This is a genomic window from Thermobacillus sp. ZCTH02-B1, assembly GCF_002159085.1.
Taxonomy (GTDB): domain Bacteria; phylum Bacillota; class Bacilli; order Paenibacillales; family Paenibacillaceae; genus Thermobacillus.
Genome location: NZ_LZRU01000001.1, coordinates 91,158 through 112,254 on the forward strand (window position 1 = coordinate 91,158; position 21,097 = coordinate 112,254).

A 21,097-nucleotide genomic window follows, 5' to 3' on the forward strand; every position below is an offset into this window, starting at 1 on the left:
GATCCGTTTTCAAGGGGATGGTCGCGTTGCGATCGCTCCTGTCCGTGGCCGGCATGATCTGCCTCGCCTTCGTGGCGGCTTGTTCCGGACAAGAAGCCTCCCATCCGGTGTTCGATAAGAAGGAAGAACTCATGGAACGGGAACTCGGGGATGCGAACGTGCTGGACGCGAAAACGTGGAAAGGAAACACGTATCTGCTGTACGGGAGGAATCAGGGGACGCCCGGGGAAGAGGTCGCCGTCGGAGTGATCCGGCGGGTCGACGGCGGCTACGCGTGGATTTCATCGCCTTCCTTCCGCATCGACGTCATGGCGCGCTTCGATTTCGACCCGCGCGACGGCAGCGCGGAGCCGTCAACGTGTACATCGGCAGAGCGCAGCGGGACGACGCCCGCCGGATCGCCATTCGCGGTTTCCCGGAGCCGCCGGACGTGCACGACGGATATTTCCGGGGATTCCAGCTTCCCGATTACGTCAATTGGGAAATCCGGCAAACCTCGGCGGGGACAGGATCAGCCGCCCCGTCTCGACGCCAGATACGCGGGCCAATAGGACAGCGCGAACACGGTCAGGCCCAGCGCGAGCATGGGAAGCGGCGACCGCGGCTCCGACGACGTTGCAAGCGAACGCGGCCAGGATGAACCAGATGAACGTCATCGCGTATTTCGCCACAAGCGCCTCATGCCCCGCGGACGGCCGGTCCTCCGGTTCGCGATCCGGCTTGCGGACAAGCTCGCGGTGATTGTTCGCCAGCATCACGAAATAAGCCGTCAGGACGATTGCGGCCGCGTAAGGTCCCGCACCCGGCAACGCACCCAGCAAGGTTTCAACCGGTCCGAAGAAGACGATGAGCGGCAGAGGCAGCACGAGCCATATTCTCCAATCCTGGGTCCTCAACTCGCGCAAAATCAGACGCCAAACCCTTTGCATTCCGCTCCCCCCTCACCGGTCAGCATGAACGCTCCGGCGCGTTCACCGTATCGCCGTTCACGTCGGCCCGGTCGTCCGGCGACGCGCGCCACGCCTCCAGCCGGCCGTCCGCCAGCACCTCCGCGATGCACGACTCCGATCCGCCGACATAGGTGCACATCATGTCGACCCCCGTCGCGACGCACCAGGCCCGGTCTCCGGGCCACCAGATGCTCGCGTGCTGCGGCGACGGCGGCGAGATCCGCTCCGCTGCGTCTTCGATGTCCCCCTGCAGCAGGTAGTACCCGCGGTTCCACAGCCGGAAATGCGCCGCCCGTCCGCACAGCGCCGCCAGTCCGGGAATGCCCCAGCCTTCCCACACCGCGAAATAGCACAATTCCGGCGTGCGCGTATGGCGCTTGAGCAGACCGGCCAGCGCCTTGAGCATCCATTCCGGCATCCGCCCCGCTTCCGGCGGCACCAGTCCGCCGGGTCCCCCCTCGGCGTCGCCCGCGCGGGCGATGGCGTGCCATTGCATCCGGGCGTGCGGCCGGGTTCCGGCGAGCGCCGCCGCCTCGGCCCAGGTGATGTCCCGATCCTCGCCGGCCAGCCAGGCCGGATGGAACAGGCGGGCGTAAGCTTCGTACCCGCGCGGAATGACGGAAGCCGCGTAAATCGCGCGATCCCCGCGTCCCCGCGGCTTCTCCAGGGCGGTCTCCAGCCACCGCGCCGGCTCCACGTCGGAAGCGGGCGTAAGGCGCCCCCATCCCGTCATCCCGATTCACCCGCCCGCCGGAACAACCGGCAGGCCGGCCGCCGGGACAGCGCGAACACGGCAACCGTTTCCATGCCGTATCCACCCCCAAACGCCAGCTTGAACGGAATTCCCGGGTACTTGCATTTTTTACTTTAACGGGAAGGTGGCGCGGATTCAACCAATTTACATCGTGGAAAAAGCCGATGCCGAATTGAACATCAATCCCGCCTCCACTTCACATCCCGGATCACCACCGTGATGACCGATTTCGGCGGCACCTCGATGGCGAAGCCGTTGGACGCAAGTTCCAGCACGGACGGCTCCATGTTTTTCGACTCGGACGTTTCGTAGACCTCCGCCCGGACGGCGGGATACGAAAAAGCGGTCAGGTCATACGTCGCTTGCACCGCAATCGATCGTTCGTTGCGGATCACAACGGCCAGCGTTCCGTCCCGTTCGTGATAGGCCGCCACCGAACGTCCGTCGCCCGTTGGGATGATCCGGCTGCCTGGGCGGATGAACTTGCTGAACTGTCCCATTGCATAATATTGCTTGGTCACGTCATAGCGCGCTTCTCCGGTCACGAAATTCGCGTGGATCCAGCCCCAGTTGTTCTGCGCGGTCTCGTCCTCGACGGCCTGCCAGTAAATCCAGGCGGCGGGTTGCATGAGCCGCAGATCGAACATGATCCGTTCCGCAAGCTGAAGCACGCTGCTCATGTCCTGATGGTTGTGCGGCTCGGAACCGCCGGCCCCGTATTCCGACATCCAGAGCTTGAGGTCCAGCGCCGCCGCCTTCTCCCGCAGTTCCGCCATCCTGGACCCGTTGTACGAATGCGTGTTGATTTGGCTGATCCGGCCCAGCGTAGCCTCGTCGTATTGCTCCAGAATCTCCAGCGTTTCGTCGATGCTGTGCGCGTCCGCCGCGCTGATGGCGGTGCCGTTCAGACCCTTGGCCTTCAACGCTTCATCGACCAGCCGGATGATGTCCATCTGGAGATCGACGCTGAAATGCGCGCCCTCCTGGTTGTTCCCGCGCCGCCACCAGTCGGACACCGGTTCGTTGAACGGCGCCAGCGTGCGGAACACGACGCCGTGCCGCTCCGCGTATAACTTGACGACTTCCGTCAAATAATCCGCAAAAGCCCCGCGGTACTCGTCCCGCAAATTGTTGCCTCCGTCGTCCGCCCCCGTCACCGAACCGCTGACGGTCATCCAATAGGGCGGCGAATTGGAGAACGCCTCGGCGATGTTGACGCCCCTCCGGATCGACTCCAGCAGCACCCGGCGCTGGCCCGCGTCCGCTTCCCAATCCCAGCGCCCTTCTTCCGGCTGGAATCCGGGCACATCCGCTCCGGGCCGCAAGGTGTTCGGAACGGCGGGGTTCTCCCCGCCGCCGATGTTGTACCGGACGATGTTCAGGCCGATCCCTTTCTGCGGATCGAAAATCAAATCCATCAATTCCGAGAAAGCTTCCTCGTTCTCCCATTGGCCGACGACATGACCCCACCACGCCAGAGAGGTCCCCCAGCCTTCAAAGCCCGAATAGCCTTCTTCCGGTTTCACGACAATGACATCCGCATCGAATGCAAGCACGTTTTCGTTCCTTTCCGCAAGTTCGCCGATGTTACGCCATACCGCAATCGCCGCCAGACCACAGGCGACCAGGATCGTCCCCGCCCATGCGAAGCGTTTCCGGTTCATGGCTTCATGTCCCCCGTTCCTGCGCGGTCACCGTCGAAAACGCGATATCCTCGATGATCGCGCCCTCTTCCAGCTCCACCGCTTCGATCAACACGTGCAGCCTTACGCGTCCGTTCGCGGACGCCATCGGGAGCACCGCATATTCTTGGGATCCTCCGGCAAACCGGGGCCGGACGCGCGCGCCCGGCAGCCAGATCCTCCCCGCCACCCGGCCGTCCAGGAGAACGGTGACCTTGGCGTTGCGCCCCTTCACCCGCATCACGACGTTTTTCACGCCGCCCGCGACCGGGAACGAGCCGTGCAGCCACGACAGCGTTCCCGGCGCAAACGCCAGCGGAAATTCCGCCCGAACGGCCCGGGACAGGCACATCTCCGCATGCTCCCGCAATTCGCGTTCATCCGCATGGCGGATGCGGATACCCGTCAGCTGAACGCCCTCGTAAAGCTTCACCGTACCGGCCGGTCGGCGATACTGCCGCTCCAGATAGAGCGACAGCAACGCTTCTTCGCCGGGACGGACGAACGGTCCGATGTCGACATAAGGATCCGTCAAGTTCACTTCCCCCGCGCATTGCCCGTTCACGAAGACGATGCACCGCGCTTGCAACCCGTCAAAATGCAGCACCCAGCTTGAAGCTTTTTCATGAGGAACGAATGCCTTGCTGTACAGTCCCCTCTCGATCCCGTCCGTGCTGATCCAGCCGCCCCAGCCGATGACCGCGCAATCATCGAGGTCGCCGTCCTCCTGCGGGAATCCGCCGCCCGGGGAAACGGGGCCGCACGGCCGGAACAGCATGTTTCGGGACAGATCATGCACCTTCCGCACCGCCATCACGCCGTTCAGTCCCTTGACCGAAGCCAGCCTGAGGGACGGTAACAACATATCATCGAAATTGCTGTGTCCCCAGATCTCGGCCCGGATCACGAGCCTTCGCCCGAGCGGTTCGGCCAGCGGAACATGGACGCTGCTCCCACCCGGAACATGCGTGCCTTCATATCGTCCGTCCGCGTACACGCTCAGCACATCCGAAGCGCCCCGCAGCAGCAGGCCGACCGCCTCACCCGCCGGCAGATCCTCCTGCCCGTTCCACTCGTACCAGCCGTACCCGCGGAAGACGCCCGCCTTCTCCAGCGCCAGCGGTTCTCCGGGTTGAACGTCCCGTACGAAGCGCGCCGCATCGGCTTCCGTTTCCCACGCCGCAACGGTCCAGTCTGCATCCACCGGCGCGGCGCTTGTCCGCTCGTAAGTCCGCCCGTCCCCGTCAAATACCGGATTTCCGTGCCCGTCAAGTTCCCGGAACCGTTTCGCCCGCGATCTCTCCAGCAACACGATTCGCAAGACGGTCCCGTCTTCAAGCTCAATGTCTGCGGATGCCTGATCGGCTCTCGAGACGATCAGACATCTCCGATCCTGCGATATCGCTTCCGCATGTTGGACCCGGAAGCGGGTGATGGCCTCCAGATGCAGGGAGACCTCCGACTCGCCGTTCGCCGCAAACACGAGCGTGCACCGGCGGCCCGTCCGCTCCGCATGGAACAGTTCGGCGGTCGCATACGCGATTCTGCCTCCCAGTCCCCAGTGCACAAGCGGCACCTCGTAGGGAAGAAGCGGACATTGATGCCGATCGACCACAAGCTCCGTCCGGACGGGAAAAGCGCCGTGCCTGCCCCGCAAGACGACCTTCCCCGGGGCTTCCCCCACATTCGGCAGGGACAGCAACCAGCCTCCTCCCTTCAGCTCCAGCGCATAGCGCATGCCGGCGCATTCCGGCAGCGACGTCTCCGTCCGCACAACGCCGGGCACGGGCTTCGCGAGCGCAAGGGCCAATCCGAACGTCCGGATGATCCGCGCGAGCAGCCGCCCCTCGTCATATTCCGGACGGATTTCTCCCGTGGCGGCGATCATGCCGTGAAAATCATAATCGGTGGTCAGGAAAGCCAGCGGATCGCCCCAGTTGTTGACCGCATGGGTGAAGCCGAAGTTCGTGCCGGACACCTGGAGATAGGGACCGATCAGCTTGCTTCCCGCTGCCAGCAGACGACGCAGCAGAAAGTGCGACCGGTTCGTCTCCGTCACCGACAGCGGATAGCCCAGTTCCGCTAGGCGCCGGTGATAATGCAGCACTTTCTCCTCGAATTCGGGATCCCGATCATGCGGGTAGAAGTTGCAAGTCGGCATGACCCGATCCGCATGTCCGGTCGCCCGGTACAGATTCCCCTGGCCGGCGCAGGCGATGAGCGGCACGGTGATCCCGTGGCTCAGCGCCATGTCCCGCAAAGCGGAAATATAGCCGTGCGGATCGTCGCAGCCGAAGAAATCAAGCTCATTCTCCAGCTGGATGGCGATAACCGTTCCCTGCCGGCCCAATTCATGGGTGCCCAGGATCGGCATGATTCGTTCGTACCATCGCGCCACCTCGCGCAAATAACGGGGGTCGTTCTGCCGGAGCCGCACCCCGTCACGGGCAATCAGCCAGGCCGGCAGCCCGCCCCCGTCCCATTCCGAGCAGATGTAGGGGCCCGGCCGCGCGATCACCCACAGCCCGACCTCTCTGGCCGTTTGCAGAAACGCGACCACATCTTTTTCCCCCGCGAAATCCCAGACCCCGTATTCCGGCTCGTGATAATTCCATGGAAAGTACACGTCGATCGCCTGATAACCCGCGTCCTTGACCTGCTGCATCCGTTCCTTCCAGAACATCCGGGGAATCCGGAAATAGAACAGCGAGGCGCACAGGATGACCCGCGCCTTGCCTTCGATGAACCAGCCATGCTCGTTGACTTCCACAACCTGGCGTTTCAGGATGCCGTTCATTGTCTGCCGCCTTTCTGTCAGGGTTGCTGCCTATTTGATGCCTGCGCTGCCGCTGTTGATGTTCGCCTCGTAGACATATTTCTGACCGAACGTATAGACCAGGATCATCGGAATCGTCAGAAACATCGAGGCGACCATGACCATGTTCCACGGGGGCATCTGTCCGCCGCTCACCGTGCTGATGAGCTGCACGCCCAGGGCAAGCGGGGTCTTTTTCGGATCGTTTATATAAATCAGCGGACCCATGAAGTTGCCCCAGTTCCAGGCAAAGGAGAAAATGCCGATCGCGGCCAATATCGGATACGTCAGCGGGAGAATGATTTTGGCGTAAATCCCCAGGTGCCCCATGCCGTCGATCATCGCCGCTTCATCCAGCGACCGCGGAATGCCCATCACGAACTGGCGGATCAGAAACACGTTGAAGGCGCCGGCGAAAAAACTCGGAACGATGAGCGGCAAGAACGTGTTGATCCAGCCCAGTTCCCGGTAGATGATGAACTGCGGCACCATCGTCACTTCTCCGGGGATCATCATCGTGCTGAGCAGGACGATGAACAAAAACCCGCTTCCCTTCGCCCGGATGCGGGCAAAACCGTAAGCGACGAACGAAGCCGAAAGCACCGATCCGAACACCGTAAAGGCCGTGATGATGATGCTGTTTTTCAGATAGGTGCCCATGCGGTAGTCGGTGAACACGCGGACGAAGTTTTCGAACCGGAACTCCCTCGGAAACAGCGTGAACGCCGCCTTCACCGTTGTCGCGTCGCTGGAGAGCGCGATCGAAATCATGTACAGGAACGGCGCGAACATGAGCGCCCCGACAAGACTGAGCACCGCATAGGAGAACCCTTTCTCCAACAGGCCGATTCTAGCCATGTTTCCTGCCCTCCTCGTAATACACCCACAGGGCAGATGAACGGAACACCAGCAAGGTCAGGAGCAGGATCATCAGGAACAGAATCCACGCGATGGCCGAAGCGTAGCCCATCTTGTAGAACTTGAATGCGTTCTCGAACAGATAGGGCACGATCATCTGGCTGGCATTGTCCGGACCGCCGGACGTGACAATGTACACCTGCGCAAACGTCTGCAACGCGCCGATCAGTCCGGTGACGAGATTGAAGAAAATGATCGGCGTGATCATGGGAAGCGTCACAAACAGGAACGCCTTGCGCGGGCTGGCGCCGTCGATGGACGCGGCTTCCAGCAGTTCGTGCGGTATGCCCTTCATGCCCGCCAGCAGCAGCACCACACTGCCGCCCACGCCCCACAGTGACATCACGATCAGGGCCGGTTTCACCCAGTCGGGATCCAGAAGCCAGTTGGGACCGTCGATGCCGACAAGCGCCAGCCCTTTGTTGATGAGACCCGTGTTGGGCGCCAGCAGCCGGACGAACAGAAGGGAACTTGCCACGACCGGCACGACGGATGGCAGATAGTACAGCACGCGAAAAAAGGAAATGCCCTTCAGCTTCTTGTTCAGATAATAGGCAATCCACAGGGACAGCAGCATCCCCAGCGGGATGGAGATGAACGCGTAATAGACCGTGTTGCCGACCGATTTCCAGAACAGCGGATCACGGGTGAATATTTTCTCGTAGTTGCCGAGTCCGATAAAATGGGGAGCCTGGAACAGATCCCAATCGGTAAAACTCATGTAGATCGAAAAAAGAATGGGCCCCAGCGTCAAGGCAAGGAACCCGAACAACCACGGGGAAATGAAAACATAGAACCAGAGTCCGTCTCTCGTGCGCATGATGCACCTCCGTAACCCTCACGGCCCCTCGCGTGCAAGGACCGGGAATAGCCGCCGGCCTGTTCCCTTTGATGGTCCCGGCGGCTGCTCCCCCGTGTTTCGGCTGCTTCCCGGTACTACAGCCGGTGTTACTGGTAGAGTTCCTCCAACCCCTTCTGAATGGCGGTTACCGTTTCATCCAGCGTTGCATCGTTGTTGAAGAACGTGGACAGTTTGTCGCCGATGACCTTTTGCATTTCGTTCCATTTCGGGTTCAACGGGATATCGTAGATTTCCGACTCGCTGAATGCGGCCATGTTGATCTTTCTGCCGCCGTATTCGGCGTTGAGGAACGCGTCGCTGTTCAGGGCCGGTTTGGTTGCCGGTGCATCCTGGCCGTTCTTGATGATCGGAATCTGCGCTTCCAGCCGGGTCAAGGCCTCGATCACCTGGAACGCCTCTTCCTTGTGCTTCGAATCCTTCGTGATCGCGAGCCCGTTGAAGAACGCGTTGGTCGGCCCCCACACCGGCGCGATGTCCCAGTTGATGCCTTCCACCTTCGCCAGCGAGCCGATATTCCAGAACCCCGTCGTCTCCATCGCGATCAGTCCCTGCGCGAACATCGGGTCCGGTCCGATGTTGCCGAGATCGGCCACTTCCGTCGGCGTCGGCGAAACCCCGTATTTGTAGGTCAAATCGTTGAAAAACTGCAGCGCTTCCCGCACTTCCGGCGTATCGAACGTCGGCTTGCCCGATTCGTCGAACAGCGAACCGCCGTTCTGATAAATGAGCTGCATCCATTGCGGCCACCAGGAGCTCGGATAATAACCCCATTGGACGATCTTGCCGTTTTCCTTGATCGTCAGCTTTTGCGCCGCTTCCAGGAAGTCTTCTCTCGTCCAGCCCTTCTTCGGATACGGCACATTCGCCGCGTCGAACATGTCCTTGTTGTAGTACACCACCATCGCGCCCGCCCGGTCCGGCATGCCGTATTGCTTGCCGTCATATTTCATGAGGTTGGCAATGTCCGGCGTATAGCGCTCGTCCATGTCGACCTGGTGGGATGCGATGTAGTCATCCAGCGGAATGATCTGCCCCTTGCTGGCGTAGACCTGATAGTTTTCGGCCAGCATCATGATGTCCGGCGGCGTGCCGCCCGCAATCATCGTCTGAACCTTCTGGTCGTAGTCGCCCGCAACCAGATTGACTTCCACCGTGATATGCGGATACAGGTTCTTCACGATCGCCAGCCGTTCTTCCATCGTGTTCTTGTCCTGCTCCGAACCCCACATCGTCAGCGTCAGACTGACCGGCTTCGATCCGGAAGCTTCGCCGCCGCCTTTCTGATCACCGCCGCTGCTTCCGCCGCTTCCGTTGCCTCCGCTGCTTCCGTTTCCGCCACAAGCCGCAACAATGCCAGCGACCAGCAGCAAGACCATCGCTATCCAATGGATTTTGCTCCTCATCTTTTCATCCTCCCATGCGCACGATTTTGGACGAAGATTGGCAGCCGAAGGAACATGCACCCCGCGAAATCCGAACTCCCCCTTTGTCCCGATTCATAGGCCCTCGAAAGTTCTGGAAGCCAACCAACAATAAAAACAACGAAATGAAACCCATTTCATGAAACGGGTTTCATTTTCGTTTCAAAATAGTTCCCGCCTCGTGAGCGGGATGTGCCTGAACGGAACGCTTCTTGTCAATGTCAGCGGTTTCATCTTTCTTTGAGCCCATTATAAGAACCAAAAACAGGGTTGTCAACAAACTTTTTTTGCTGGACCGGTACTTTTTCGCACAATCAACCGCGGCTCCAGCACCGTCTGTTTCTTCACTTTTCCCCCGTTGATCAGCTTGTGCAGCGACTCTACCGCCAATTTGCCGAGTTCGTAAGCGTTTTGCGAGACGGTTGTCAGTTCGGGAATCACCGCTTCCGACAGCGGCGTACCGTCAAAGCCCGTGATCGATATGTCGTCGGGAATGCCGAGCCCGTGTTCGGATGCCGATTTGATGGCGCCGACTGCCGTAAAATCATTCACGCAGATGACGGCCGTGGGACGGCGGGGAGACGCCAGTAGCTCATCCATCAGCGTCTTTCCGGCCTGAATGGAGAAATCGCCGTACTTGATGCGATCGGGCGCAAGCTCCAGGCCGTGTTCCTTCAAGACTTTCCGGACGGCCCTGATCTTTACCCTCGTGGTGCTCATATATTCGAGTCCGCCCAGAAACGCGATGTCCCGGTGGCCCAGCTCGATCAGGTGGCGGACCACCATTTCCGCACCCTTCGCTTCATCGGTGAAGATGCGATGGAGCCCGCTGCCGGCCAGCTGTCCGTTGACCAGAACGACGGGCGTATGCACGGACAGATCGACGACCTCCTGCACAAGATCCGACGGACAGTTTGCCACGTTGATCCGCCCGCCCAGGAAGATGATGCCGTCGACCCTTCTTTCGCGCAAAATGCCGAGATACTCCGACTCCCGTTTGTAATCGCCCGCCGAATCGCACAGGAAGAAGGTGTAACCCAGTTCCCTGCCCATGTTTTCCGCTCCCCAGAACACCTCCGGAAAGAACGGGTTCGTAATATCGGGCAAGATCATCGCGATCGTGCCGGTTTCTTTTTTCAGGAGACTTCTGGCCAGCGCATTGGGTTGGAACCGGTTCCGCTCAATGATCTCCATGATCCTCCTGCGGGTGCTTTCCTTCACGGGAGCGGAATTGTTGAGCACACGCGAGACCGTGGCGACCGACACGTTGGCCTCTCTTGCAATGTCGTAAATTGTAACGGATTTCATTCTGCTTCCTGCCTCGACTGTGAACATGCTGTCTCGCACCCAGTATAACACTCATTCGTCCGGTAAAGCGAGATTTGATTTATTGCAGGATGCCGTTTTTGCGACGGTTTGAGGAAACCGCATGAACCACCGCGCATAGGGTATGCAGAAGCGATGCGGAGGGATCTTCCATGGAAAGGCATGTCGGGGACCATGCGATCGGAAAAACGGCGGAAGGCGCACCACGCGGACGGTCATCGGGCCTGCCGCGCCCCGTCTCGACGGCCGTCCTCGTCTGGTGCGCCCTCGCCGTCGTGTCGAGCCTGTACGTCACGATTCCGCTAACGCCGGTGTTCGCCGACCGCTTCGGTGTGCCGCCGGAGGCGGCGGCATGGACGGGAAGCGCGTTCTCGCTCGCGTACGCGATCGGTCTGCCCGTCTGGGGCGCGCTTGCCGGCCGGTTCGGGCGGAAGCCCGTCATCGTCGCCGGCCTGCTCGCCCTCGCCGTCCTGTCTCCGCCGGTCGGCCTTGCGGACAGCCTGCCCGCATTGACTGCGCACCGGGCGCTTCAGGGATTTGCGGCTTCCGGCTTCGCACCCGCGGCGCTCGCCTACGCGGGAGAGATGTATCCGCCCGGACGGAGCGCCGCCGTCGTCGGCCTGATCACCGCCGGCTTCATGTCGGCCGGCGTCGCGGGCCAACTGTACGCCGGCGTCATCGAGCGGCACCTCGGTTGGCCTTACGTGTTCCATCTGCTCGGTGGCGTCTACCTGGTGTCGGCGCTGTGCATCGGCGGATGGCTACCGGCCGGCGGATCGGCACGGAAGGAGGCGCGGGTGCTGGAGACGTTCCGCCGATTTGTCCCGCTGCTCAAACAAAAAGGGCTCCGCGCATGCTACCTGATCGCGGGCACCCTGCTGCTCGCCTTCGTGGGAATGTACGCGGGACTGGAGGCGGTGCTGACCCGCCCGCCCACCGCGCTCGGAGCCGACGGCATGCTGCTCGTCCGGGCCGCCGGCCTGCCGGGCGTGCTGCTCTCGCCCCTCGCGGGCCGGCTGGCCGCCCGGTTCGGGCCGCGGCGCGTGCTGCGTGCGGGGCTTGCAGCGGCGGCGACGGGCCTCGCGGCCATCGCGGTCGCCGTCGTCTTCCCCGCCGTTGCCGCGCCGGCCGCCGCCGCGATGAGCCTCGCCGCGGCGGCGGGCATCGCGATCGCGATTCCGCCGCTGATCGACGCGATCGGCCGGCTCGGCGGAGAAGCGCGGGCCGCCGCCGTCACGCTGTACACGTTCATCCTGTTCATCGGCGCGACGATCGGTCCGCTCGCGGCGTTGTGGACGCTCCGCGCGGCCGGGCATGGCTTCGCGGCCTTCGCCCTGCTGGCCGGCGTGATGACCGCCGCCTGGGCGCTCACCCGGCGCATTCCCGATGCGGCGTTCTGACCTGACGGTCCGGGCGGCGGCCCTGTCCCGGAGGAACCGCCGGAGCGGCGGCGCGCCCGGCCGCGCATGTCCGTTCCTCACGGATGGAAACGCCAACTGTCCAACTTAAACAGCATGCGGTCATCCGGACTTCCACGGAAGACGAAATAGACATCATGCACGCCTTCCGCACCCGTGACGTCCGCCGACACCTCGACCCAATCCTCCCAGCCTGCCGTCGCCGGCACCTCCAGCGTGCCGACCAGCCTGCCGTCCGGGCGATCCAGCCTCACCTCGATCGTTCCACCCCCGCTTCCGCTCGCGACCACCGCCGAGAAAGCGGAAGCTCCGGCGCCGAAATCCGCGTTGGCGACCGCGATCCAATCCCCGTTGTGGATGTCGGTGACGACCAGATTCGGCGCGCCGCCGGCGGCATCCCCCGCGGGCTCCGTGCCGATTCCCGCGCTCCAGGCCAGCGTCTCCGCCTCCACGCGGGCGAACGGATCGAGATGCCGGACCGGTTCCACGCCCTTCCGGTCGGCGACGATTTCCCGAATCGTTCCGTCTTCGTCGATCACCACCCGGTTCAGATGGGTCGAGCGGTACCCCTTCGCGACGCCCATCGCCTGCGCCAATGTCTGGGCATGGTAGGCGATGTACCATTCGCCCCGGAACCGGAAGATGGCATGATGGTTGTTGCCTCCGACGCCGAAGAAATGGCCGGGATTCTTCAGGATCGTGCCCTTGTACTCCCAGGGCCCCATCGGATGGTCGCTGACCATGTAGGCGATTTCCCCGGGAGGCGGACTGCCCTCCGGACGGACGCCGCCGGCGAAGTTCGAGCAATAGGTGTAGTAATATTTCCCGCCGATCTTGTTGATGCCGGAGTCTTCGAACATGTAGGGCGCCGGGATGGTGACGGCCTCGCCGACCACGCTGATCATGTCGTCGCCGAGCTGGATGACGCGCGCGGTGTTCGGCATCGCTTCCTGACCTTCCGGCACTCCCCCGCCGAAATACAGATAGGCTGTGCCGTCGTCGTCGACGAGCACGGCGGGATCGAACAGCCAGACGACGCCCTGCACGCCGGGAGTCTGCCGGCTGACCAGCGGCTTCCCGAGCGGATCCGTCCACGGCCCGAGCGGACTGTCCGCGGTCAGAACGCCGATGCCGCTCGCATTGTTGGCGAAGTACAGGAAGAATTTGTCCCGGCCGTCCACCACCTTGTGCGCGATGGCGGGCGCCCACGACTGCGTCGCCCACTTCGCCGCGCCGTTCGGCCCGGCGACGTTGATGTAGCCGTGGTCCGTCCAGTTCACGAGATCGTCGGAGGAGATGACCGACAGCCGGTTGATGCTGCCGTAGCTGTTCTCCTTCACGTTCCCGTTCTCATCGTACTCCAGCACGTCTCCCGTCATGTACAGATAGACGCGGTCCCCGTACACCAGCGCGTATGGGTCGGCGCCGAACTTGTGGGCGACGAGCGGATTGCCGTTCGGCGGCACTTTGCCGACCGCTTCCGCCGGCGGCGTGTGGTTGACACTCGCCGCGGCGCCGCTGACGTCGTACGATTCCTTCCGCCCGTCGGCACGGACCATTTCCAGACTGTTTACGCGGATTTCATCCTTCACCTTGAACGTCAGCTCCTTCTTCAACCGCAATTGGATGGTCAGCAGGGTCTTGCCGGCATCCCGGTTTGCGAATGATACGGGCGAACCGCCGGGGTTTTCGATCAGCACCTCGATCCCGTCATCCGTCGGCTGCCAGGCCGGCTCTCCGGCCGTCAGATTGGCACGGTTCGGCACGACCCGCACGACCTCGAGCCAATCCGGAATCCGGATCGCCGCGCGAATCCGGACGACATCCGCCCCCTTCGGAATCTCGTCCATCAGCAGGCGGACGTCAAACGCCGCATCCCCGACTCCGCCCGTCTCGATGACCGCTTCTTTCAGACGGGCCGCCGGCGCGGCGGGCGTCTTCGCGCCCGTCACATCATCGCTGAAGCGGAAGTAGTCGATGTCCACGTAGCCGCCCGGGGTCCGGGTGGCGAAGTTGAAAAGGGCGAACCGATAGCCCATGAAATGCGGGATCGTGTACCGCATGTTCAGTTCGCTGCCGAATTCGGTCCAGTCGGTGCCGTTCAGGCTGTAGTAAAATTTCGCCTTGTCCGCGACAAAATCGAAATCGATTTTCAACCCGACCTCATCCTGCTTCAGCTCGGTTCTCGCCTTCTCGACCCCCTTCTCGACCATGATGATGTAGCGCCGGCCTTCTTCCCGGGTGACGCCGATGAAGCCGTATTCCTGCTGGAACGCGGCCAGACCCGCATAGTCGCCGTCCAGCATGCCGGCGGTATCCATGGCGATCCATCCCGAGCTCCGGGGACCGTAGCCCCTTTGCGTCAGCGTATTTCTCGCCTGCAGCAAATCGTCGGCGAGCTGGCCCGTGCGGAGGCGGAGGAATCCCCTGCGCTCCGTCAGCGACCATTTCGTGTGGTCGGGCAGATGATTCCACTGCCAATGCAATCCGAGCCCTGATCCGTTCGGCCGGTCTTCCCCGTCCGGATCCGCGTTGAATTCGTCGCTCCGGGTCAACGGTTCCGCGGGACCGCCCGGGCCCGGCTTCTTGAATGCGGGCGGCACCTTCCCTTCCTCGTCTCCGTAGACGGGCCACCCGTCTTCCCACCGGACCGGCACCAGCACGGGCACGCGGCCCACGGCGTCGCGATCCTGGAACAGCATCGCGTACCATTTGCCGTCGGGCGTATCCACGAGGCCGCCCTGGGCAACGCCGCTTTGCTTGTATCCCATCGTGTCGCTGAGCGCCAGCCTTCCTTCGTACGGACCGTCGATCCGGTCGGAGCGGTACACGTACTGCCTGCGGATCTGTCCCTTTTCCCACCAGATGAAGGTCAGGTAATACTTGCCGTTGATCTTGTAGGCGTGCGCACCCTCCATGCCCGGTTTGCCGGATTTCAGAATGACCTTGTTCAGGCCGGTGGGATTGAGCCCCTTGTAATCCGGCGCCAGCTCCCGGATCGCGATGTCCCCGGCACCGTAGATGACGTAAGCTCTTCCGTCATCGTCGAACAGCAGGGCCGGATCGTGCATGTATCCGCCGAGCACCGTTCGTTCCCAGGGGCCCGCCGGATCTTCCGCGCTGAACAGATACGTCTTACCCGTATCCAGCGAAGCCGTCAGTACGTAAAATTTTCCTTCGTGATATTTCAGGCTGTTCGCCCAGGTGCCCTGCCCGTAGGCGTTTTGGCCGTTGCGGAGGTTGTAGGCGTCGTTGTCTTCGATGACGTCATACGGGTAGCCGACGATCTCCCAGTTCACCAGATCGGTCGACCGCATGATCGGTGATCCGGGCAGCATGTGCATGCTGGTGGTGACCATGTAGTAGGTGTCCCCGACGCGGATCACGTCCGGATCGGGAAAGTCGGCGTAAATGACCGGATTGGTCGCGGTTTCGTCCGGCCGTCCGTCGGCCGGCGTTCCGGCGTCCCGCAACAGGAGCAAAAAAAAGCCGGCCGTCGCCAGGAGCGCCACGGCAACCAACCCGAGCAGAAGCTTCCTTCGCACGGATCATCCCCCCATGACCGCTTCCAGTGTACCACGTTCCCAAGGAAAGTGAAATCAGTCGAATCCCTCCTGATCACCCGGCAAATACCTGTTTTTCGCCTTTTCGCCCGCTCGCCGAGCGTTCCTTCCGGCACGTCCGGACCGGCGGCCGGGGCCGGCTCAACCGGCGGACAGCGCGTCCCGGTATTCCTGCGGCGTCATGCCGGTCACTTTTTTGAAGAAGCGGGTAAAGGAATGCGCGGCCTCGTATCCGACGGATGCGGCCACGTCGCGGATTTTCAGATCCCCGTTTCCGAGCAGCTCCTTGGCCCTTCGGATCCGGCACTGGTCGATGTATTCGGACAGATTGATCCCGAGCTCCTGCTTGAACAGGCGCGACAGATAGGACGGATTGAAATAGTGCGCTTCCGCCAGCCGGACCAGGGATATGTCCTCGTGCAGATGCTCCTCGATGTACCGGCAGATCCGGTCGACCACCTGCGAGGCCCGGTTCCGCGCGTCGCGCTGCCGCAGGCGGAAGATCGCCTGCGCGATCTGCTTCAAATACCGGAATCCCTCCTTCATCGAAGCGTGATCGTCCAGGCGCAGCAGCTTGCGGTAATCGCCGACCTGGTCATGCAGACCGAACCGGTTGATGTGGGCGTACAGCAGAACCGCCACCGAATAATACGCCTGAATCGCCTGCTGGACGTTCGCTTCCGCGTGGAGCGCGGCGTTCGCGAACTCGTCCAGGTCGGCGAAGAACGCTTCCGCCCGTCCGGCCTCGAGATGGGCCGCCAGCTGTTCGGTCCTGCGGCCGAACATGAAGGCTTCCCTGCCGGGACAGCCGACCCCCGGACCGCCGCGGTCCCTGAGGATCATGAACGTCCCGTCGCCGATCATGAGCTGCTGCAGTTCCCGGAGCCGCTCGTATTGCCGGGTGACCGCCTCCCAATCGCAGAAATCGCCGCTGATCGTAAACCCGATTCGCAAATCCAGGGACGCCAGGCAGGCTTCCTGGATCAGCTCCAGCGTGCCTTCCAGGAACCGGATCAGGCGGCCGTCGGCAGTCTCCCGCTCGCGGCGGGGCTGGATGAACCAGATGACGTCGCCGTGCCGGTCCGTAACATCGACGATCCGCGTATGTTCCGACAGATAGGCGTCCCATATCGACCGCGCGGATGCGAGAATCTCGCTGCGTTCGGTGTACGTTTTCCCGGCGGGATACGACAGCCGCCCGAGGACGAGCACCACCGGATTCCCGGGATCGAGATCAATGTTCAGCTTGCGGAATTCCCGGCTCTGGACTTCCCGGTTCGCATAGTGCCGCTCGCTGTCCTGAAGCAGATACCGCAGATAGTCGCCCCTGGCCATCATCTCGTAGGCCAGCGCCTTCTCGCGCGACTGCTCCAGCAGGCGGCTTTCGATCCGGGCGCGCTGCATGTCCTGCACGATCTCGCGGACCACATCCTGCAGTTTTCCGTAGCCTTCCGTCTTGAGCAGATACCGGACATTCCGGAGCTGAAACGCCTGATACGCATAATCGAATTCGCTGTGCCCCGTCAGGAAGACGATGTGGCATCGCGGCCAGCAGTGCTGGATTTCCCGGGCCAGATCCAGCCCGTTCAGCCCGGGCATGGCGATATCGGCCAGCACGATGTCGATCCTCGTGCGCGCCATCCAGTCCAGCGCCTCCTGGCCGGAATAGGCCTTGCAGACATCCAGCCGGTCCGGCATGAAACGGCTGAACACCTCGTACAGTCCGTCCGTAATGATCTCCTCGTCATCGACGATCAACAGTCTGTACATGGCCGTTCTCCCCCCCCGAGCATGATCCGGATCGCGACTTTCAGGCCGTTCAGCTCGCTTCTGGACGGAAACAGCCCGCTGCCTTCCCCGTACGTCAGCACGATTCGCCGGTGAATGTTCATCATGCCCGTCATTTCGCAGGAATCGTTGATGTTCGCGAGCCGTTCCTTCAGCGCTTCGATCTCCTCGTCACTGATGGCGTTGCCGTTGTCCTCCACGACGATCTCCGCATAATCGGCGGCCTGTTCGAAGGTGACGCGGAGAAATCCCTCGTCCGGCTTCTTCTCGAGGCTGTGCTCGTAGGCATTCTCGATGATCGGCTGCACGATCAGCCGCGGCACCCGGATGCGCTCCATCTCCCGCGGCAGCTCGTCGAATTGCACGCGGATGCGGCGCGAGAACCGCAGCTTCTGGATTTCGGTATACATCCGCGCGTGCCGGATCTCTTCCGACAAGCACACGTAATCCGCCCCGTTGCGCGTTATGAAACGGAAATATTCGCCGAGCATGTTCGTGAACAGTTCGATCTGCTCGGTATCCCCCGTCCTGGCCAGCGAATTCACGATGAAGAAGCTGTTGTACAGAAAATGGGGGTTGATCTGCGATTGCAATTGCTTCAGTTCCGCCCGCTGCATCATCAGCTTCTGCTTGTAATCCTGCTCGATGAGCGTCTGCAGCTTGACGAGCATCTGGTTGAAACGGATGTACAGGTAGCCGAACTCGTCATTCCGCCTGTGCGGAATCCGGACGTCCAGATCACCTCCCTCGACCTTCCGGAAACCCTGCACGAGCAGAAGCAGCGGCCGGTGGACGAACCGGTAGGTGGACAGGGAATAGGCGATGACCGCGATGAGCGAGGCGACCGCGAACAGCACGGCCCACATCGTGAACTTGCTCAAGGGCCGTCTGACCGTCTCCTCGGGCAGAAATGCGACGACGGATAGCCCGAGCGGGTCGGATCGGACTTTGTCCACATGATACTTCCGGCCGTCCATCTCCAGGAGCAGGGAATTGCCGGCTTCCCCCTTCACGGCGGACAGGTAATGCCGCATGATGCGTTCCGACCGCTCGTCGCTGGCCAGCATGAACGCCGCCCCGTCATCCACCAGAAAAGAACCGCTTCCGGGATAGACGTTGAGCTGGCGAAGCGATTCCCCGAGCCTCGCGGCATCCAGTTCGATCTGGATGAGCGCGCCGGGCTCCCGACCCGCCCTGGCGTCCGGCAGGTACGCGCCGAGATGCAGCGTGCCGCCGCTCTTGATCAGGCGGCTTTCGCCGGCGTGCATCGCGGAACGCATGGCCTCGTACCGTTCCCGGTCGAAGGCGGAGACGCCGTTTTCGGCCGATATCGTCCGCTCGATGGAACGGACATGCACATAGATATCCTTGATGTACGCGCTGCTTCCCCGGATGGAAGTCAGCCGTTGAAGCAGGTATTGGATGCTTTCCCTGCGCTCCACGTTGTCCATCTTTTCCCAGACGACGGCAATCTTGTGGAGCCGGCTCTCTTGCAGCAGATCAAATTGCTGGATTTCCAGCCATTCGATCTCGCGGTGCAGATCCTGCAGGTACGACGACAACTGCGCCAGCGTGTTTCGGGAGATCTCCTCGCCGGCGTTCCTGTAGCTCCAGTTGTACAGATAAATGCCGAGCAGGATGATGGGCAGGACCACGACGAGGTGCATGATCACCAATCTGGCCAAAATGGTGTTGCGCAGCGAATGGACCGGAATTCTGAACAAGTTCCCTCCTCCGATGCCGCGTCTTCCCCGGCAGCCGGGGCAACGCCTTGCCTGACAGCCCGCGGCCTTCCGGCGTTCAGCGCATTCTTTCCGCGTGCCACCGGTTCACTTCCTCGGTGATTTCCCGTCCGCCCAGGCGGTACCATTCCTCCACGAAGCGGTCGAATTCGTCAATCGGGCTGCCGAGGATGATGTTGATGAAGGTGTCGTTCTTCAAATTTTCCAATATGGTCTGCCGCTCGATCATCGTCTCCGTCGGAGCGCCGTAGAACCGTTCGTACAGCAGTTGGCCGTTCTTCTCGTATTGATCCAGGATCGCGAACGCTCCGCCCGGGCCGTACGTTTTCTCCCATCCCCAGCCCGTCTCCTCGTTCCGCTCATGATAGGCCTCGATCTTCCGGTGGATCGACCGGGCTTCGTCCCTGAGCCCCGTCATGTCGCCCGTGCGGCGCGCTTCTTCGAGCTGCAGATACGCTTCCAGGTTTTTGCGCGCCGGGAACGGCGTGACCGGAGACAGCTGCCAGGCGGGATAAGGCGTGCTGTAGTAGGTTTCATATTCGGCGGTCTCTCCCCAGTTCTTCTCCAGGTGCAGATTGAACAGCTTGACGATCGCCTCGGGATGTTCGTACCCTGCCCGGACGGCCAGAAATTGATAGGTCGGGAAGCGGAGCGGCACCTTCGCCTGCGTGCCCGCGACCGCGGGAATCGGGAAGGCTTGCCAGTCCGCTTCCGGATCGTGCTCGCGGCTCGCCTGCACTTCAAACGAAGCCCATTGCTGGCCGTACGTCATGCCGATCTTCCCCTCGGCGATCAGTTCATTCGCCTTGTTGCCGTCCTTGAAGACGAATTCGGGGTCGATCTGGCCCTGCCGGTACATGTCCTGCAGCACCCGCAGGGCCGTCTTCACCTCCGGCCGGACCGCGCCGTACACCAGCCTGCCCGATTCGTCCTCGATCCACAGGTTGGGGTAGGCGTGGAAACCGGCCATGAACCCCGTGAGCCCTTTGACCGGATCCCACAAATACTGGGTGAGCGCCAGTCCGAACGTGTCATGCCGGCCGTTTCCGTCCGGATCGTTTTCTGTAAACGCTTTCGAAATCGCCAACAGCTCTTCCATCGTCCGCGGAGGCTCCAGTCCGAGCCGATCCAGCCAGTCCGTGCGGATCCAGAGAAATTCGGCGCCTTCAATGGACGACAGCGTCTCCGGAATCCCCATCAGCCTCCCGCCGATCGTCGCCGCTTCGAAGGGCCCCGGCCCTTCCTGGGCGAGGATCCGCTTGGTGAACGGCGTGGCGTATTGCTCGTAGGCTTCGGTCAGATCCTGGATCAGACCGGCCTCGGCGAGCTGTCGGAGCTGCTGGGCGTTGACCTTCACGACGTCAGGAATGTCTCCCGACGCGAGCGCGGCCCCCAACTTCTGGCGGTAGAGATTGCCCTTGGCCGTCCACTCGTAACGGATCCGGATGCCCAGCACCTGTTCGTACAGCCGCGTCCACCGGTTGTCCTCCAGCGTCTCGCCGGGAAGATGGTTCAGCAATCCGTACAGGTTGTCCCCGGTTTCCCGCACGAACGTCAGTTCCACCGGCGGATCGTACGCGCTCAACCCGGGATGCGCATACGCCGATTCCTGAGCCCGGGAAGGCGGAGGCATGTCCGCGGCAACCCCTCCGCCCCGGCACGCCGCGAGGAGCAGGACGACGCATGATGCGGCCAGCGCGAGTCCGGCCTTGCGCGCGAACGGCATCCGCAATTCGGTGACCCCATTTCATCGCGAAGATTCGTTCTCTTTTTTTGTGTATCTTTTATTATCCCGGCATCGCTGCGGCCGATCAATCTCCATGTATTGATTTTCTTGCCCGGTTTTTACGACTTGCCG

At 62.0% G+C, this 21,097-nt stretch carries 13 protein-coding genes; 1 reads left to right on the top strand and 12 read right to left on the bottom strand.

The features are described from left to right. Positions 1-473: 473 nt before the first annotated feature. The 8 genes from A9Z00_RS00410 to A9Z00_RS00445 form a co-directional block, all read right to left on the bottom strand. Positions 474-929, bottom strand: a complete 456-nt coding sequence (locus A9Z00_RS00410) for a hypothetical protein (RefSeq protein ID WP_296973185.1) — start codon at positions 927-929, stop codon at positions 474-476. A 19-nt stretch (positions 930-948) separates the two neighbouring features. After that, entirely contained in the window at positions 949-1,683 is a 735-nt protein-coding gene (locus A9Z00_RS00415; RefSeq protein WP_296973187.1) for a hypothetical protein, read from the bottom strand. Positions 1,684-1,883: 200 nt separating this feature from the next. After that, positions 1,884-3,368 carry a glycoside hydrolase family 30 protein gene (locus A9Z00_RS00420; protein WP_296973191.1) on the bottom strand — a complete coding sequence of 495 codons (1,485 nt, stop codon included), beginning with the start codon at positions 3,366-3,368 and terminating at the stop codon, positions 1,884-1,886. Between the two features lie 4 nt (positions 3,369-3,372). Further along, a complete protein-coding gene (locus A9Z00_RS00425; protein ID WP_296973192.1) occupies positions 3,373-6,183 on the bottom strand; it encodes a beta-galactosidase in 2,811 nt (936 codons plus the stop codon). Positions 6,184-6,213: 30 nt separating this feature from the next. Then, complete coding sequence (locus A9Z00_RS00430) at positions 6,214-7,059, bottom strand: carbohydrate ABC transporter permease (RefSeq protein ID WP_296973194.1); 846 nt, start codon at positions 7,057-7,059, stop codon at positions 6,214-6,216. Next, positions 7,052-7,939 (bottom strand): carbohydrate ABC transporter permease, encoded by an 888-nt coding sequence (locus tag A9Z00_RS00435; protein WP_296973196.1) that lies wholly within the window; start codon positions 7,937-7,939, stop codon positions 7,052-7,054. Before A9Z00_RS00435 ends, A9Z00_RS00430 begins: the two co-directional genes overlap by 8 nt. A 128-nt stretch (positions 7,940-8,067) precedes the next feature. Further along, complete coding sequence (locus A9Z00_RS00440) at positions 8,068-9,384, bottom strand: ABC transporter substrate-binding protein (protein ID WP_296973199.1); 1,317 nt, start codon at positions 9,382-9,384, stop codon at positions 8,068-8,070. Positions 9,385-9,675: 291 nt separating this feature from the next. Continuing rightward, complete coding sequence (locus A9Z00_RS00445; RefSeq protein WP_296973237.1) at positions 9,676-10,710, bottom strand: LacI family DNA-binding transcriptional regulator; 1,035 nt, start codon at positions 10,708-10,710, stop codon at positions 9,676-9,678. 170 nt (positions 10,711-10,880) lie between these two features. On the opposite strand from A9Z00_RS00445, the gene A9Z00_RS00450 reads away from it, so the two are divergent. Next, positions 10,881-12,128, top strand: coding sequence for an MFS transporter (locus A9Z00_RS00450; protein ID WP_296973201.1), 1,248 nt, complete (start codon positions 10,881-10,883; stop codon positions 12,126-12,128). A gap of 77 nt (positions 12,129-12,205) precedes the next feature. Here A9Z00_RS00450 and A9Z00_RS00455 read toward each other — a convergent pair whose 3' ends face one another. From A9Z00_RS00455 to A9Z00_RS00470, 4 genes are all read right to left on the bottom strand, one after another. Next, a complete protein-coding gene (locus A9Z00_RS00455) occupies positions 12,206-15,691 on the bottom strand; it encodes a family 43 glycosylhydrolase (protein WP_296973203.1) in 3,486 nt (1,161 codons plus the stop codon). Positions 15,692-15,850: 159 nt separating this feature from the next. Continuing rightward, the gene (locus tag A9Z00_RS00460) at positions 15,851-17,479 is read right to left on the bottom strand and encodes a helix-turn-helix domain-containing protein (RefSeq protein WP_296973206.1); all 1,629 of its coding nucleotides are present in this window, start codon (positions 17,477-17,479) and stop codon (positions 15,851-15,853) included. Next, on the bottom strand, positions 17,464-19,221 hold the full coding sequence (locus A9Z00_RS00465; protein ID WP_367188908.1) for a sensor histidine kinase: 1,758 nt from the start codon (positions 19,219-19,221) through the stop codon (positions 17,464-17,466). Before A9Z00_RS00465 ends, A9Z00_RS00460 begins: the two co-directional genes overlap by 16 nt. Before the next feature lie 76 nt (positions 19,222-19,297). Continuing rightward, positions 19,298-20,965, bottom strand: coding sequence for an extracellular solute-binding protein (locus A9Z00_RS00470; RefSeq protein ID WP_296973242.1), 1,668 nt, complete (start codon positions 20,963-20,965; stop codon positions 19,298-19,300). Positions 20,966-21,097 lie beyond the last annotated feature (132 nt).